The 14,891-nt window shown below is 73.7% G+C and carries 15 protein-coding genes; 7 read left to right on the top strand and 8 right to left on the bottom strand.

The window, feature by feature from the left end; all coding sequences use genetic code 11:
• The first annotated feature begins 410 nt into the window (after positions 1-410).
• Positions 411-1,226, top strand: a complete 816-nt coding sequence (locus tag ACI8AR_RS01190) for a class I SAM-dependent methyltransferase (RefSeq protein ID WP_457049342.1) — start codon at positions 411-413, stop codon at positions 1,224-1,226.
• A 650-nt stretch (positions 1,227-1,876) separates the two neighbouring features.
• Positions 1,877-2,035 (top strand): hypothetical protein, encoded by a 159-nt coding sequence (locus ACI8AR_RS01185; RefSeq protein WP_457049341.1) that lies wholly within the window; start codon positions 1,877-1,879, stop codon positions 2,033-2,035.
• 97 nt (positions 2,036-2,132) lie between these two features.
• Here ACI8AR_RS01185 and ACI8AR_RS01180 read toward each other — a convergent pair whose 3' ends face one another.
• Positions 2,133-2,645 (bottom strand): hypothetical protein, encoded by a 513-nt coding sequence (locus tag ACI8AR_RS01180; RefSeq protein WP_457049340.1) that lies wholly within the window; start codon positions 2,643-2,645, stop codon positions 2,133-2,135.
• Positions 2,646-2,972: 327 nt separating this feature from the next.
• Complete coding sequence (locus tag ACI8AR_RS01175) at positions 2,973-3,926, bottom strand: ArsR/SmtB family transcription factor (protein WP_457049339.1); 954 nt, start codon at positions 3,924-3,926, stop codon at positions 2,973-2,975.
• A 57-nt stretch (positions 3,927-3,983) separates the two neighbouring features.
• Between ACI8AR_RS01175 and ACI8AR_RS01170 the strand changes: the two genes are divergently transcribed.
• The 3 genes from ACI8AR_RS01170 (at position 3,984) to ACI8AR_RS01160 (ending at position 8,051) form a co-directional block, all read left to right on the top strand.
• Positions 3,984-5,195, top strand: a complete 1,212-nt coding sequence (locus tag ACI8AR_RS01170) for an MFS transporter (RefSeq protein WP_457049338.1) — start codon at positions 3,984-3,986, stop codon at positions 5,193-5,195.
• Positions 5,196-5,379: 184 nt separating this feature from the next.
• The gene (locus tag ACI8AR_RS01165) at positions 5,380-6,555 is read left to right on the top strand and encodes a DUF222 domain-containing protein (protein WP_457049337.1); all 1,176 of its coding nucleotides are present in this window, start codon (positions 5,380-5,382) and stop codon (positions 6,553-6,555) included.
• Positions 6,556-6,653: 98 nt separating this feature from the next.
• Positions 6,654-8,051: a TonB-dependent receptor gene (locus ACI8AR_RS01160; RefSeq protein WP_457049336.1), complete on the top strand. Its 1,398-nt coding sequence runs from the start codon at positions 6,654-6,656 to the stop codon at positions 8,049-8,051.
• Positions 8,052-8,058: 7 nt separating this feature from the next.
• Here the strand turns inward: ACI8AR_RS01160 and ACI8AR_RS01155 are convergent, their stop codons facing one another.
• Together ACI8AR_RS01155 and ACI8AR_RS01150 are read right to left on the bottom strand one after the other, a co-directional pair.
• A complete protein-coding gene (locus ACI8AR_RS01155; RefSeq protein ID WP_457049335.1) occupies positions 8,059-9,099 on the bottom strand; it encodes an alpha/beta fold hydrolase in 1,041 nt (346 codons plus the stop codon).
• A 35-nt stretch (positions 9,100-9,134) separates the two neighbouring features.
• Positions 9,135-10,664: a flavin-containing monooxygenase gene (locus tag ACI8AR_RS01150; RefSeq protein ID WP_457049334.1), complete on the bottom strand. Its 1,530-nt coding sequence runs from the start codon at positions 10,662-10,664 to the stop codon at positions 9,135-9,137.
• A 111-nt stretch (positions 10,665-10,775) separates the two neighbouring features.
• Between ACI8AR_RS01150 and ychF the strand changes: the two genes are divergently transcribed.
• Positions 10,776-11,849: a redox-regulated ATPase YchF gene (ychF, locus tag ACI8AR_RS01145; protein WP_457049333.1), complete on the top strand. Its 1,074-nt coding sequence runs from the start codon at positions 10,776-10,778 to the stop codon at positions 11,847-11,849.
• Between the two features lie 59 nt (positions 11,850-11,908).
• On the opposite strand, the gene ACI8AR_RS01140 is transcribed toward ychF, so the two are convergent.
• Positions 11,909-12,184: a hypothetical protein gene (locus tag ACI8AR_RS01140; RefSeq protein ID WP_457049332.1), complete on the bottom strand. Its 276-nt coding sequence runs from the start codon at positions 12,182-12,184 to the stop codon at positions 11,909-11,911.
• A 161-nt stretch (positions 12,185-12,345) separates the two neighbouring features.
• Positions 12,346-12,813: a DUF7144 family membrane protein gene (locus ACI8AR_RS01135; RefSeq protein WP_457049331.1), complete on the bottom strand. Its 468-nt coding sequence runs from the start codon at positions 12,811-12,813 to the stop codon at positions 12,346-12,348.
• 301 nt (positions 12,814-13,114) lie between these two features.
• Here ACI8AR_RS01135 and ACI8AR_RS01130 point away from each other — a divergent pair, with 301 nt between their 5' ends.
• Complete coding sequence (locus ACI8AR_RS01130) at positions 13,115-13,363, top strand: DUF6458 family protein (RefSeq protein ID WP_457049330.1); 249 nt, start codon at positions 13,115-13,117, stop codon at positions 13,361-13,363.
• A gap of 9 nt (positions 13,364-13,372) precedes the next feature.
• Here ACI8AR_RS01130 and ACI8AR_RS01125 read toward each other — a convergent pair whose 3' ends face one another.
• Together ACI8AR_RS01125 and ACI8AR_RS01120 are read right to left on the bottom strand one after the other, a co-directional pair.
• On the bottom strand, positions 13,373-14,242 hold the full coding sequence (locus ACI8AR_RS01125) for an RNA polymerase sigma-70 factor (protein ID WP_457049329.1): 870 nt from the start codon (positions 14,240-14,242) through the stop codon (positions 13,373-13,375).
• A complete protein-coding gene (locus ACI8AR_RS01120; protein ID WP_457049328.1) occupies positions 14,239-14,832 on the bottom strand; it encodes a carboxymuconolactone decarboxylase family protein in 594 nt (197 codons plus the stop codon). Before ACI8AR_RS01120 ends, ACI8AR_RS01125 begins: the two co-directional genes overlap by 4 nt.
• Positions 14,833-14,891 lie beyond the last annotated feature (59 nt).

Here is a 14,891-nt window from a genome sequence, read left to right as displayed (position 1 = left end):
ACGTTGCCGCTGGTCGGCTGCGCGGCCCAGAGTCCGAGTGCCTCTCCCGTGATCATGGGCGGCACCCGGGGCACCGGTTCTTCTGACACCGCTGTCGGGACGGAAGACACCTGCGACCGGTTGAGGGGAGTCGGTCGCGGTGTTGGGCTGCTCGTGCGGCCTCAACTGGGGGCCGGTGGCCGTCTGGGGTCGATGTGTTGCATGGGCCGGGGCTCCGGCAGCAGGTCAGCGCCGTTGTCCACAGCTGCTCTCGGCAGGCCGCTGAGAACGGCCCATAGCCGCTGCGTGTTGCGCGAGCAGAGCCGGTCTTCTCGGGGGCTCGCGGCGCCCGGTCATGCGGAGAATCGGACGCACGGCGCACGGACCCGTTGCACGTAGCGATGACGGGGGAACGGTCGTTAGCATCCAGCGTGGATGCAGAAGCGGGGCCGAGCCGAACCGCGATGTCGGCCGCGCTAGCGCGTTCGGCTCATCTGATCCACCGCGGCCCGCGCGCAATCATGGCCGACTGGATGGCCTGGCCTCTGGTGGGTGCTGATGCGGACGCGGTCATCGCCGATGTCCGCCCCCTGCTGGGTGAGGACGAGATCCCGTTCGCGGCGTGGTTCGCGGCGCGTCAACGCCTGGCTGAGGAGTGGCTCGCTGCGTCGGGAGCCACGCAGTACGTCGTGCTGGGTGCTGGGCTGGACTCCTTCGCGTGGCGGCAGACGGGCTCAGTCCGCGTGTTCGAGGTAGATCACCCGTCGACGCAGGCGTGGAAGGCGGCGCGCTTGGAGGCCATAGGTGCGCCGGTGCCGCCCGAGCTTGTGCGCGTACCGGTCGACTTCGAGCGCGAGCGCATCGGTCCTGCGTTGACGGCAGCCGGTCTCGACCCTGCGCGTGACGTGTTCGCCAGTTGGCTAGGGGTGATCCCGTACCTGACACCAGACGCCATCGCGCAGACACTGAGCGACCTCCCCGCTGGGTGCTCACTAGGAGCCGGCTACGTCCCCCCGGTTGCAGCCCAGGACACCGACGCGCAGCGGCTCGGCGCGGTCGTCGAAGCCCGGGTAGCTGAACTCGGCGAGCCCTACCTGACGACCCCGACCCAGACCGAGTTCGCCGAGCTCATGACCAGGAACCACTTCGCTGTCATCGAGGACGTCGGTCCGCACGACATCGAGGACAGGTACGGGCTGCGGGCGCTGAACCACGAACGCATGGCTCTCGCACGCAAGGACGCCTGAGCGCCAACCTGCGGGAACCCGCACGCGTATCACCTGCACAACCGCAGGCCCCCTGAACGAGCCTTCGCAGAGGGCGAGCAGCGGATGTTCGTTCGGGCCAATGATCAAGTGTTGGCTCGGTCGGCGGCGAACACTCTCAGCAGCGCACCACGTCCCCGGCCGTGGCCGAGCGGACCGAGTGCTGGACGTGTTCGGTCATGCCGGCGAGGGTCCTCGCTGGCCGGCCGCTGCTCCAGGGATCTGTGTCCCGCTCTTTGCCCCGGCCAACCGGGTGGCGTGTCTCAAGCCCAGGCTGCGCGCCTTGTTGCTGGAGCAGTTAGCCCGTCGCCAGCCGGGACGTCCGGCCAACACGCCAGCTGCGATCACACTCTCACCGCAAGGGGGGCAGGCCCTGTGTGTGATCACCTGGAACGCCGACTCGATCCGACCGTGGGTGTCCGCCGTACGGCCGCAGGTCCTCGGCGACGGCTCGCCGTGGCAGCACCTCACGCCCGAACTCGATCGCGTCGTAGTGCAGGCGCTGACTGACCTGACCGCGACGATCAACACAGCAACACCATCACGGCCGGCTACGAGAAGGACGAGGTGGCCAGCGTTCTCCTCGCCCTGCACGACGCCGGCATCAAGCTGGACGGCAAGCCCATGCAGGGATGGGCGCTTGCCCACGGGTGGTCGGGCAGCAACCGCAGCGGCTGGCCAACTACGTCGCCGACATCAACGCCGGCAAGCGCCCGCGGTGCCGGCCCGTCCTGCGCCGCGACTACGTCGCCGACCTCATCCGCCGCGCTGCTGAGCCTGCCGAGCAGTAGCGCCCCGCGACGAAGGACGCCGCGCCAGTGGGCGTGTGAACGGCGAGGCAACCGACCTCGTGGCTGTTGCGGGCATCGGCCGACGACGCTGCGCTGTTCATCTGGCGGCGGGCACGACGTTGGCCCCGGCGTGCGACGCCGACGGCATCAGACGCGTCCGCTGGCGGCAAGGGCCTGGTGTGCCTCCCGTCAGCTGCCCGGCCGGCCGGCTGCACCGGCGGGCCAGCTCGCGCACCGCCATCGCCTGCAGCGGTCCCTCGCCGAAGAGCTCGGAGCCGGTGATGTAGGCGCCGGCCAAGTCCAGCGGCTGCCCCACGGCGGTCAACGGCACCAGAAGGCCGTTGTGCCGGGCGGTGAATCGGGTCTGCAGCGCCGTCACTGACGTGCCGACCAGCATGTCGCGGCCGTTCTCCACCGGTGCCAGGCCCGACCGCAGTGCGGCCGGCTCCCCGCCGATGAACAGCCTCTTCAACCGCTGCAGGCCGACATGCAGCTCGGCCGGTGTCCGCGGCAGCGCGGGCCCGGGGTTCTGCGTAGCAGCCCGCGGCGGTGCGGGCAGCAGAACCGCCGCCGGGGCGGCGCGCATCGCCGCCTCGGTGCGCCGCTCCATGTGCACCCGCCCCCCGATCGATCGCTGCTGCCCGCGCGTCACCGTAAGCGCGCGGTCTGACTGCTGACCGTCATCGCCCGAGCACCAGCGCGGCCCTTGTGCGGCAGCACCCGCGGTGCACGCCGGATGGCGCAGGGACGGCTTGAGGCCGCTGACGAGATGGGCCTGCCGCAGGTCTGACGGGTTTGTCAGGTGCAACTGATGGCGCGGCCAAGGATTGGCATGACGCAAGCAGTGACACCGGTACAAGGGTTGGCGCGGTCGCAACACGTGGCACGCGCAAGATCCCGTGCCAATCCCGTGCAACAACTCAAGCGCCGGAGGTCCTCAGCCGGCCGCGTCGAACAGGGCCTGGCCGGCGTCGCTGCGCCAGTAGAGGACCTCGCGCCCCGACCGGCGGCGCTCGAGCAGGCCGGCGTCGAGCAGCACCCGCAGGTGCCCGCCGACGCTGCCCAGCGGCAGGCCCGTCCCGGCGACCAGCGCGCTGGTGCTCCGCGGCGCGTCGAGCGCGGTGAGGACCCGCGCGCGGTTGCGGCCGAGCAGGCGGACCAGCGGCTCGGGCAGCGGAGCGGGGTCCGACGCGAGCGTGCCGGACACCGGGTAGACGACGGCGTAGGTGTCCGGCAGGCGCCAGCTCACCCAGCCGCCGCGGCTGTGCGCGGCGATGAACAGCAGGTCGCGACCGCGGACGTCGCGCGGCGGGTACGGGTGCGCGTTCACCTGCAGCCGGCCGTCCCGGAGCCAGCGGACCCCGGGCGCGATGCCGTCGAGCGCACCCGACCAGCCCTCCCGGCTCAGCCGGGCGGTCCGCGCGACGACGTCGGCGCGCAGCACCCGCAGCCGCCGCGGCCAGTCGTCGCGGATCGTGTGCTCCCACGTCCAGCGCAGCAGGCCGGCGGCGGTGCGGGCGAGGCCGGTGCCGTACAGCTCCGGCGGCACCGGTCCGGTGGCCACCTCCAGGTCGGCGCGGACGGCGTCGTCGTCGAGGGACTCGAGGTACGCCAGTTCCTCGTCGAGCGCGAGGTCGGGCGCGGCGGGCGGCACGGTGAGGAAGTCCGCGGTCCAGGTCGCGCCGAACGCGGCGCGCAGCAGGGCGGCGCCGACCGGGTCGGCGTCGAGGCGCTCGCGCAGCGCGGCGGCGTGGGCGTCGCGCCAGGGCCGGTGCCACGGCGGGACCTGCGCGGCGAGCAGCAGCCGCAGGCCGGCGAGGGTCTCGGTGAGCTGGGAGGTGCCGAAGCGGGCGCGCGCCATGACGTCGGCATCGACGATGAACTCACCCACTTTTCGACCGTAGGCGAAAGTGTGGGACGGCGGCGGCCCGCGCCGCACGGTCCTGACGTGCTCACCTACCGGGCGCTGTTCGCGTCCCCCGAGTTCCGGGCGCTGTGGACCGGCACCGCGCTGACGACGACGGCCGCGACGACGTCGTCGCTGGCGCTGGCCACGCTGGTGCACCGGCAGACCGGGTCGGCGCTGCTCACGGCGGTGGCGATGTTCGGCCCGTCGGTCGCGCAGGCCCTCGGCGCGACGACGCTCATGTCCGCCGCGGACGCCAGCCCGCCGCGGCGCACGCTGGTGCTCGTCGGGGCGCTGTCCACCGCGGCGCTGGCCCTGCAGACGCTGCCCGGACTCGACCCCGCGGCACGGCTGCTGCTCGTCGTCGCCACGGCGTACGTGGTCTCGGTCGGGTCGGGGGCGCGCTGGGGGCTGCTGTCGGAGCTGGTGCCCGCCGAGGCGTTCCCGCTGGCCCGGTCGACGGTGAACGTCGCGGGCGGCGCCTTCCAGGTGGTCGGTTTCGCGGCCGGCGGCCTGCTGCTGACCGCCCTGACGACGACGCAGGTGTTCGTGCTGGCCGCGGTCGTCTCCGCCGCCGCCGTGCCGGTGCTGCGGTTCGGGCTGGCCGAGCGGCCGCCGCGCCGGCACGGGCGGGCCGGCCTGGCCGAGACGCTGCGCGGCAACCGGCTGCTGCTGGCGCGGCGGGACACGCGGACGCTGCTCGTGGCGCTGTGCGTCCCGAACGGGCTGGTGGTCGGTTGCGAGGCGCTGTTCGTGCCGTACGCGGGGGAGCGGGGCGGCTGGCTGCTGGCCGCCGGCGCCGTCGGCATGATGGCCGGCGACCTGGTGGTCGGGCGGTTCGTGACCCCGGCCGGCCGGCGGCGGTCGAACACCGCCCTGCGGCTGCTGCTGGCGGCGCCGTTCCTCGCCTTCGCGCTCGGGCCGTCCGTGCCGGTCGCCGTCGTGCTGGTGGCGCTCGCCTCTGCCGGCTACGCCGCGTCGCTCGCGCAGCAGGAGTGGCTGGTCGCGCTGACGCCGCCCGGACTGCGCGGACAGGTGCTCGGCGTCGAGTCCGCGACGCGGATGACCGGGCAAGGGGTGTTCGCGGTGCTGGCCGGGGCGCTGGGCGACGCCGTCCCGCCGGGGACCGCGATGGCGGTGTTCGCGGCGACGTCGCTGGCCGTGTCCCTCGCGCTGACACCCGGGCTGCGGCGGGTGGCCGGCCGGGCGTCCGCGGTCGAGTCACGTTCGGGCGGGGTCCCCGACCGGGTGTGAGAGGTGCGCTGCGGCCGTCGTGTGAGTTGACCGGAGGGACAGCCCCGGGGGTGACCGGCGAGACAGACCTGGGGTGCGATCCCCCGCTCGGGGCTGCTGTCAACGGCTGGCGTTGATCTGTGGACAGGCTCCTGACCTGCGGGTTCGCACTGCGTGAGGCTGTCGGATCCGCTAGACTTCGATCATGTGTTCGGGTGATTCTGGTGGCGGTGACGTCCTCGACGACGTCGCCGCGCTGGTCGCCGAGCGCAGCCGGATCGACGCCCGGCTGGCCCGCGCGGTCCGGACTGCCGAACTCGAGCAGGCACCGGAGCGGGACGGGCTGAGGTCGATGGCCTCGTGGCTGCGCGGGCACTGCCGGCTGTCGCCGGCGGAGGCTGCGCGGCTGGTGCGCAACGGCCGCGCGCTGGAGCACCTGCCGGCACTCGCCGAGGCCCACGCGGCGGGGCTGGTGTCCGCCGAGCAGGTCGCCGTCGCCGCGAAGGCGGTGACGCCCGAGCGGCTGGCCGCGGCTGCGGCCGCCGGGGTGGACCTGGCCGTCATCGACGCCGTGTTCACCGGAGTCGCGGTCGAGCGGGCGCACGCCGACCTGGTCCAGGTGGTGCAGCACTACTGCACCGACCTCGATCCCGACGGACCGGAGCCGGATCCGACCGAGGGCCGGTCGCTGACGCTGTCGAGGCACGCCGACGGCTCGCTGTCCCTCCGCGGGCACCTGGACGCCGTGGGCGGGGAGAGGCTGCAGAGCGCACTGGAGGCCCACGTGCAGTCCGACCGGCCCGCCGGGGACGAGCGCAGCCGCGCCCAGCGGCTAGGGGATGCGCTGGTGCAGGTGGCCGACAACGCCCTCGCCGCCGGGACGCTGCCGGTGCTGCGCGGGCACAAGCCGCAGATCGCCGTCGTCATCGACGTGGAGGACCTGGTCGACCCGGCCGGGAGTCCCAACGCGGGGCGGATGGGGTTCGGGGCGACCATCTCCGCCGCGAGAGCCCGGTGGCTGGCCTGCGACGGCGCGGTGTCCCGGGTGGTGTTCGGCCCCGACGGCGCCCCGCTGGACCTGGGCCGGGAACAGCGGCTGATGAGCCGGCACATCCGCAAGGCAGCCGAACTCCGGGACGGCGGCTGCGTGTTCGCCGGGTGCGGTGCGCCGACGTGGTGGTGCGACGTCCACCACCTCGTCCACTGGATCGACAGTGGCGACACCTCCCTGGAGAACGCGGCGCTCCTCTGCGAACGCCACCACACCAAGGTCCACCACGGCTTCCGGGTCGAACGACAACCGACCGGCACCTGGCGCACCTGGCGCCCGGACGGATCGGAGATCACCGTCCGGCCGCCCCTCCTCGCCCCCGCGGCCTGACCGCGCCCCGGAAAGCGACGGCGGTGTTCGCGGGGAGGTGACGTGGGTCACGGGTGACTACGCTCGCCCAGCACCCGGACCGCACCCGGAGGTGCCCCATGGACGCCGGTGTCGACACCCTGCAGAAGGCCCTGCAGATCAACCTGGACCTGCGCTGGTACGGCACGATCGCCGAGATCGGGGCCGGGCAGGAGGTCGCCCGCTGGTTCTTCCGCGCCGGGGGTGCGGCGGGCACGGTGGCCAAGTCGATGTCGGCCTACGACATGGCGGTCAGCGACGCCGTCTACGGCAAGGCCGACCGCTACGTCTCCAAGGGCCGCCTGCAGGCGATGCTCGACCGCGAGTTCCAGCTCAACGTCGACCGGCTCGCCGACCAGCGGGGCGACGACACGTCGTTCTTCGCCTTCGCCGACACCGTCGTCGCGCGCAGCTTCCGCGGCGGCAACGAGTGCCACGGCTGGATGGGCGTGAAGTTCCAGGCTCACCCGCGCGACGAACCCAGCCAGGTCGTCGTCCACGTGCGCATGCTCGACGACGAGGCACCCCAGCAGCAGGAGGCGCTCGGGATCGTCGGCGTCAACCTGCTGCACGCCGCCTTCTTCCAGCACCACGAGCCCGACCGCCTGGTGGAGAGCCTGCTCGACCGGCTGACCACCGGCCGGATCGAGATCGACCTGCTGGAGATGAGCGGCATCGAGTTCCGCATGGTCGACAACCGGGTGATGGCGCTCAAGCTCGTGCAGGTCGGGCTCTCCGGCGCGGCGATGTTCGGCCCCGACCGCCAGGTGCTGCAGCCCAGCGAGGCGCTGCGCAAGAAGGCGATCCTGGTCGAGCGCGGCAGCTTCCGCCCGCCGACGGTGGTCAACCTCGACATGCTCGAGGCGGCCCGTACCGCGTTCGAGCGGGACCCGGCGGTCGCCGAGCGCGACGTGCTCGTCCTCGCCGAGCTCACCATGGCCAACCTGCGCGCGGGCGGGGACGTCGTCGACCGGCGGGACTTCCTCGCCCGGGCCGACCTGCTGGCCGCCTGCGGCCTGCCGGTGCTGATCTCGGACTACCTGGCCCACCACCGGCTGGCCGCCTACCTCGCCTGGCGCACCGACGGCCGGATCGGCATGGTCATGGGGCTGCCCAGCCTCCTCGAGCTGTTCGACGAGGAGCGGCACGCCGGGCTGCCCGGCGGCATCCTCGAGAGCTTCGGCCGGCTGTTCAAGAACGACCTGCGGCTGTTCGTCTACCCGATGCTGCGCGACGGCCAGGTGGTCACCGTCGACACCCTCGAGGTGGCCGAGCAGCTGCGGCCGCTGTTCGACTACCTCAACCGGCGCGGCAGCTTCGTCGGGCTCGAGCACAAGCCCGACCACCTGCCGATCCTCAGCCGGGACGTGCTCAAGCGGATCCCGACCGAGGACACCGGCTGGGAGGCGATGGTGCCGCCCGAGGTGGCCGCGCTGATCAAGAAGCGCGGCTTCTTCGGCTACGACCGGTCGCGCTGAGGCCCCGTCAGGCGCTCCGCTCCTCGACGACGGGCGCGGCGTCCGCGGCGAGGGCGCGGTCGACCAGCGAGAGCAGCCGGCGGCTGACCTCGGGACGGCGCTCCAGCTGCACCATGTGGCCGGCGCCCGGGTAGACGGCGAGCTCCGCGGTGGGCAGCGCCGCCGCCAGCGTCCGGCTGTGCTCGACCGGGCACAGCCGGTCGGCGTCGCCGACGACGACCAGCGTCGGGACCTCCGCCAGCGCCTCGAGCGCCGTGGCGCGGTCGTGGTCGGAAAAGGTGGGCAGGAAGGCGGCCACCGTCTCGGCCGAGCAGGCGCGGTGCACCTCCATCGCCGCCCGCAGGTCCGCCGGGTCGGCCGCGGCGCTGAAGATCAGCCACATGTCGGCCTTCCCGACCGCGCGCGGCCTCCCGGCCTGCTCGGCCCGGACCGCCCGCTCGTTCAGCACCGGCAGCGCCCGCTTGACGACCTTCGCCACCGGCCCGGGCAGCCCGTAGGTGACCGCGTCCAGCCCGCCGGAGCTGGTGCCCACGAACGCGACGCCGGCGACGCGGTCGCCGAACAGCCCGGGCCGCTGCTCGGCCAGCGCCATCAGCGTCATGCCGCCCATCGAGTGGCCGCCGAGAACGACCGGCCCGTCCGGGGCGACCTCGTCGAGCACCCGGGCCAGGTCGCGGCCGAGCTGCTCGATCGTGGCGCGGTCCCGCGACGTCGGGCCGGAGGCGCCGTGCCCGCGGTGGTCGTAGGTGACCACCCGCAGGTCGGGGCGGGCCCCCAGCAGGTCGCGGACCTGGCCGGCCCACAACCGCGAGGACTGCACGTAGCCGTGCGCGAGGACGACGGTCGCCGTCGGCCGCTCGGCGCCGAACTCCTCGACGTGCAGGTCGACGCCGTCCTCGGTGGTCACGGTCCGGACGCGGCCCTGCGGCGGGGGAGCGGGGGTGGCGACGGGTGCCTGGGCGCCGGCGGGACGGGTGGCGCGGCGGCGGGCGACGACGGCCCCGGCGGCGAGGACGGCGAGACCGGCGGCGGCGGTGGAGGTGCGCATGGGGGTCGGGGGCTCCGGGTCAGGCGGGGACGGGATCAGGCGGGGACGGGGACGCGCGGGGCCGCGCGCAGCTCGTACGCGTCGGCGTCGAACCGCTGCATCTCCCGCATGAACGTGTACGTGTGCGTCGGCCACAGGGTGAAGTTGCGGCCCTGCTCGTCGCGGTACCAGGAGCGGCAGCCGCCGGCGTTCCACACGGTGTCGGTGAGCTCGGCCTGCAGCCGGGCGTCGTAGGCGTCCTGCGCCGAGCGGCGGACCTCCAGCGCGCCGGCGCCGGTCTCCCGCATCCGCTCCAGCGCCGCGACGAGGTAGCCGATCTGCGCCTCGATCATCAGGACGACGGAGGTGTGGCCGAGCGCGGTGTTCGGCCCGAGCAGCAGGAACAGGTTGGGGAAGCCGGCGACGGTGGTGCCGCGGTGCGCGCGGACGCCGTCGCGGTCCCACTCCTCGCGCAGGGTGCGCCCCTCGCGGCCGACCAGCCGGTGCCCGAGCGGGATGTCCATGGCGCGGAAGCCGGTGCCGTAGACGACGACGTCGACCTCGTGCTCGGTGCCGTCGGCGTCGACCACCGCGTGCGGGCGGACCTCGGCCACCGGCGAGGCGACCACCTCGACGTTCGGCTGGGTGAGCGACCGAAGGTAGTCGTCGCTGACGATCACCCGCTTGCAGCCGATGGCGTAGTCCGGCGTCAGCTTGGCGCGCAGCTCGGGGTCGGGCACCTGCTGCTCGAGGAACGCGAGCGCCTGCCTGGTGACGAAGCCGCGCAGCCGGCCGCCGCCGGTCCACACGCCGAGCCGGGCCTCCCGCGCCAGGTACTGCCCGCCCCGGGCCAGCCGGAGCAGCGCCGGCACGCGCGCCCACCGCCGGTGCTCGCGCTCGGTGTAGGCGCGGTCCTGCCGCGGCACCACCCACGGCGGCGTCCGCTGGAACACGACCACCTTCGCGGCCACCTCCTGCAGCTCGGGCACGAACTGCGCCGCCGAGGCGCCGGTGCCGACGACGGCGACCCGCTTGCCGGCCAGGTCGACCGAGTGGTCCCACCGGGCGGAGTGGAACGACGGGCCGGCGAACGTCCCGATGCCCGGCACGTCGGGCAGGTGCGGCTCGACCAGACCGCCGGCGCCGCTCACCACGACGTCGGCGGTGAGGCGGCCGCGCGAGGTCTCCAGGTGCCAGACCAGCGCGTCGTCGTCCCACCGGCCGGAGACGACGTCGGTGCCGCAGTGCAGGTGCGGCAGCACGCCGTGCCGGGCGGCGACGTCCTCCAGGTAGGCGCGGATCTCGGGCTGCCGCGAGTAGACGTGCGACCAGTCCCGCTTGGGCGCGAACGAGAACGAGTACAGGTGGCTGGGGACGTCGCAGGCGGCGCCCGGGTACTCGTTGTCGCGCCAGGTGCCGCCGAGGCTGTCGGCGCGCTCCAGGACGACGAAGTCGTCGATGCCGGCGCGCTGCAGGGCGACGGCGGTGCCGATGCCGGAGAAGCCGCTGCCCACGATCGCCACGCGGGTGTGCGCGGGCAGCGGGCCGGTGGCGGTGGCGTGTCGCGACGTCGTCGTCAGGGTCACGGGACCTCCTGGTCTCGGTGGTGTGACGAGCGTCGCACGTGTTCCACCGGAGCCGACAGGGACCCGCCGCGCGGCGTCCCCGTTCCGGGGTGCCCCGTAGGCTGGACTCCCGTGAGTCTCACCATCGGGATCGTCGGGCTGCCCAACGTCGGCAAGTCGACGCTGTTCAACGCGCTGACCAAGAACGACGTCCTGGCGGCCAACTACCCCTTCGCCACCATCGAGCCGAACGTCGGCGTCGTCGGCGTGCCCGACGAGCGGCTGGGGAAGCTGGGCGCACTGTTCGACTCGCAGAAGGTCGTCCCGGCGACGGTGTCGTTCGTGGACATCGCCGGCATCGTGCGCGGTGCGAGCGAGGGGCAGGGGCTGGGCAACAAGTTCCTCGCCAACATCCGCGAGAGCGACGCGATCTGCCAGGTCATCCGCGTGTTCAGCGACCCCGACGTCGTGCACGTCGAGGGCAAGGTCGACCCGGCCGACGACATCGAGACGATCAACACCGAGCTCGTCCTCGCCGACCTGCAGACGCTGGAGAAGGCCATCCCGCGGCTGGAGAAGGAGTCGCGGAAGGACAAGGAGCGGGCGGCGCTGCTGGCGGCGGCGCAGTCCGCCGTCGAGGTGCTCAACACCGGGAAGACGCTGTTCGCCGCCGGGGTGGATCCCGCGCCGCTGCGCGAGCTGACGCTGCTGACGACCAAGCCGTTCCTGTACGTCTTCAACGTCGACGCCGACGAGCTGGCCAACGAGGAGCTGATCGGCGAGCTGCGGACGCTGGTCGCGCCGGCCGAGGCGATCCTGCTCGACGCCAAGACCGAGGCCGAGCTCGCCGAGCTGCCCGCCGAGGAGGCCGCCGAGCTGCTGGAGTCGATCGGGCAGAGCGAGCCGGGCCTGGACCAGCTGGCCAAGGTCGGCTTCCGCACCCTCGGCCTGCAGACCTACCTGACCGCCGGCCCGAAGGAGGCGCGCGCCTGGACCATCCCGGTCGGCGCCACCGCCCCACAGGCCGCCGGCGTCATCCACACCGACTTCCAGCGCGGCTTCATCAAGGCCGAGGTCGTCTCCTACGACCAGCTCATGGAGGCCGGCTCGATGACCGAGGCCCGCTCCCGCGGCTGGGTGCGCATCGAGGGCAAGGACTACGTCATGCAGGACGGCGACGTCGTGGAGTTCCGCTTCAACGTCTGACCCCGGACGGCACCGGGCCCCGCTGGTCGTGGTGACCAGCGGGGCCCGGGACGCGTCGCCTACTCCTCGAAGCCGGAGTTCGGGTTGCAGGCCTCACCGGCGCTCGGCAGGTACGGCTTGAGGCCCTGGCGCACGAGCTGCCCGTAGTTCTGCGTGCGGCTCGGGTCCTCGTCGGTGTCGTCGTTGAGGCCCGAGAACGAGCAGACCGACGCGGCGTGCTGCGGCGCGTGGACCACCTTGCCGTTGCCGGTGATCTCGCCGGCCGAGGCGACGCCGGCGCCGGTGACGACGAGGGCGGCTGCACCGAGGCAGACGACGCTGAGCTTCCTGAGCATGGAGGGGTCCTTCCGACGGGTTGGGGGCCGCGACTCAAGCGGTCCGCCCGGTCGGGGTCAACGGGCTGCGTCGCCGGTACGAGACTTTCTCGTTCCGCTTTGCACGCCGCTGACCAGCGGGTCCTCCCGGTGCCCGGGGTCCGCCGACCGCCCCGTCGCCGTCACCGCCTCGAGGCGACCTCCCGCCCGTGCACGGTGACGGCGTAGATCACGACGACGTCGAACGCGATCACCAGCACCGACCAGAACGGGTAGGCCGGCAGGAACAGCAGGTGCACGAGCGCGCTGAGCCCGGCGAACGCGACCGCCAGCACGCGCGCCACGCGGTTGCCCCGCATGAGACCGGCGCCGACGAGGATCCCGACCACCCCGAGGACGAGGTGCACCCAGCCCCAGACGGCGTAGTCCGCGTCGACGAACAGCGCCTCGGCCCGCACCACGTAGAAGTCCTCGCTGACGAGCGCGGTGACGCCCTCCATCACCGCGAACAGGCCGGTCAGCACCAGCAGGACCCCGGCGAAGAGGATCCACGACGCCCAGCCCGTGGGCCGCTCGTCGTAGCCGTAGGCGCCGACGTGCGCCTCGGCCTGCCAGTTGACCTCCGGCCGACTCTGGAAGGCACTGGTCATGGCGCCCACCCCCTCCCGGGCGGGACCGTCCCGCCCGGTGCAGCAGCCTGACCGCCGCCGGGCGCGAGCGCCTCGCACCGGGCGGACGATGCGCCGGAGCCCCGGCGCGGGTGCACGGAGGGGAGGAGGCCGGCGTCGTGCTCCTGCCCGGGCCGCCCCTCGGCCGCCGGCCGCCTCGGGTCGCGCGCGGTCCCCGGCGGTGGGATCTTCGCTGGTGGCGGCGACGTCCGTCGCCCGTGGTGACTCCCGGCGGCCGGGCCCACAGCCCGGGGTCGGGGCCGCAGGCGAGAGGTGGTCGGTGATGCGACTCGGTACGGCGATCGTGCTCCTGGCCCTCGGCGCGATCCTGGCGTTCGCGGTCACGGTCGACGTCAGCGGCGTGGACCTGCGGGTGGTCGGCTGGATCCTCATGGCCGTCGGCGCGCTCGGGATCGTCCTCGAGGTTGCGCTGTTCGCGCCGCGGCGGCGCCGGGTCACCCGGACGGACGCGTACGGCACCGCCCCCGACGGCGGCCCGGTCCGGCGCACCCGCACCGACGAGACCTTCTGACCCCCGCCGTCAGCGCCGGAGGTCCGCGGGCTCGTCCAGGCGGCCGAGCTTGTGCGGGTTGCGCATCGCGTACATGCGGCTGATCCGGCCGTCCTCGACGACGACGGTGATCGCCGTGTCGAACTCGCCGCCGGGGTCGATCCGCAGGGCGACCGCGCCGTTGACCAGCGGCGTGGTGATCTCGACGTCGGGCACGAGGTCGGCGAACCGGGAGAGCGCCCGGGCCAGCCGCTCCCGGCCCGCGATCGGGCGCAGCACGGCCGGCGCCAGGCCCCCGCCGTCGGCGACCGCGACGACGTCGGGCGCGAGCACGTCCATCAGGCCCTGCAGGTCGCCGGCGGTGAGTGCAGCGAGGAACCGGTCGACGACGCGCTGCTGCTCGGCGCGGCTGACCGTCGTCCGCGGACGGCGGGCGGCCACGTGCTCCCGCGCCCGGTGCGCGATCTGCCGCACCGCGGCGGCGGACCTGCCCACCGCCTCGGCGATCTCGTCGTAGGGCACGTCGAACACCTCGTGCAGCACGAGGACCGCGCGCTCGGTCGGCGACAGCGTCTCCAGCACGGTGAGCATCGCGATCGACACGCTCTCCGCCAGCTCGACGTCCTCGGCGACGTCCGGGCTGGTCAGCAGCGGCTCGGGCAGCCACTCGCCGACGTAGTCCTCGCGGCGGCGGGCCACGGTGCGCAGCCGGTTGAGCGCCTGGCGGGTGACGATCCGCACCAGGTAGGCCCGCGGGTCGCGCACCGCCGCCCGGTCCACCTCCGCCCACCGCAGCCAGGTCTCCTGCACCACGTCGTCGGCGTCGGCGGCGGAGCCGAGCAGCTCGTAGGCGACGGTGAACAGCAGGCCGCGGTGGGCGACGAAGGGGTCCTCGGTCATGCCGTGGCGAGGCCGTCCCCCGACGGGGCCGCCAGCGGCGGCAGGCCGCAGGACGCCGAGAACTCCTGCGACCGGATGCCGAGGGCCACGTTGCTGCGCGCGCTGGAGTTCATGAAGGCGATCCTGGCGGTCAGCTCCACCAGCGCGGCCGGTCCCAGCTCGTCCAGCAGCGCGGCCGACATCTCGTCGGTCACGGCCGGCGGGGTCAGGCTCATCGCCTCGGCGTACTCCATGACCCGCCGCTCCAGCGGGGTGAAGACGGCGGACTCGCGCCAGCGCGGCACCTCCCGCACCTTGGCCTCGTCGAGCCCGCGGTCGTGGGCGAGGAAGTGGTGCAGGTCCAGGCAGAAGCCGCAGCCGACCGTGGCGGCCGCGGACATGGCCGCGAACGTCGCGAGGTGCGGGTCCAGCCGGTTCCAGGAGTCGACCTTGCGGCCGAAGGCCATCGAGTCCTTGAGCACCGCTGGGTGGTGCCACAGGACCCCGGCGCCCTCGGGCACCTGCCCGAGCACCCGCCGGCTCATCGTCTTCAGCAGGGCCCCGTACAGGCCGGTGATCTCGGTCGCGGGGACCCGGGTGCTGCTCGCCATGTCTCCTCCAGGGTGTGCGGTGGCGTCGACATGGAGACACCGGCCGCGCCCCACGTGTG

Source organism: Geodermatophilus sp. SYSU D01036 (assembly GCF_054050435.1).
Note: the sequence above shows the minus strand (reverse complement) of the source record. Positions and strands in the feature narration are given on the sequence as shown.

Excerpts from the sequence above, each read along its gene's own strand:
- ACI8AR_RS01160 (WP_457049336.1), top strand. The coding sequence starts at position 6,654 with ATGGACGCCGGTGTCGACACCCTGCAGAAGGCCCTGCAGATCAACCTG.
- ACI8AR_RS01180 (WP_457049340.1), bottom strand. The coding sequence starts at position 2,645 with ATGGAGCGGCGCACCGAGGCGGCGATGCGCGCCGCCCCGGCGGCGGTT.
- ACI8AR_RS01165 (WP_457049337.1), top strand. The coding sequence starts at position 5,380 with ATGTGTTCGGGTGATTCTGGTGGCGGTGACGTCCTCGACGACGTCGCC.
- ACI8AR_RS01135 (WP_457049331.1), bottom strand. The coding sequence starts at position 12,813 with ATGACCAGTGCCTTCCAGAGTCGGCCGGAGGTCAACTGGCAGGCCGAG.
- ACI8AR_RS01155 (WP_457049335.1), bottom strand. The coding sequence starts at position 9,099 with ATGCGCACCTCCACCGCCGCCGCCGGTCTCGCCGTCCTCGCCGCCGGG.
- ACI8AR_RS01185 (WP_457049341.1), top strand. The coding sequence starts at position 1,877 with ATGGGCGCTTGCCCACGGGTGGTCGGGCAGCAACCGCAGCGGCTGGCC.
- ACI8AR_RS01120 (WP_457049328.1), bottom strand. The coding sequence starts at position 14,832 with ATGGCGAGCAGCACCCGGGTCCCCGCGACCGAGATCACCGGCCTGTAC.
- ACI8AR_RS01130 (WP_457049330.1), top strand. The coding sequence starts at position 13,115 with ATGCGACTCGGTACGGCGATCGTGCTCCTGGCCCTCGGCGCGATCCTG.
- ACI8AR_RS01140 (WP_457049332.1), bottom strand. The coding sequence starts at position 12,184 with ATGCTCAGGAAGCTCAGCGTCGTCTGCCTCGGTGCAGCCGCCCTCGTC.
- ACI8AR_RS01125 (WP_457049329.1), bottom strand. The coding sequence starts at position 14,242 with ATGACCGAGGACCCCTTCGTCGCCCACCGCGGCCTGCTGTTCACCGTC.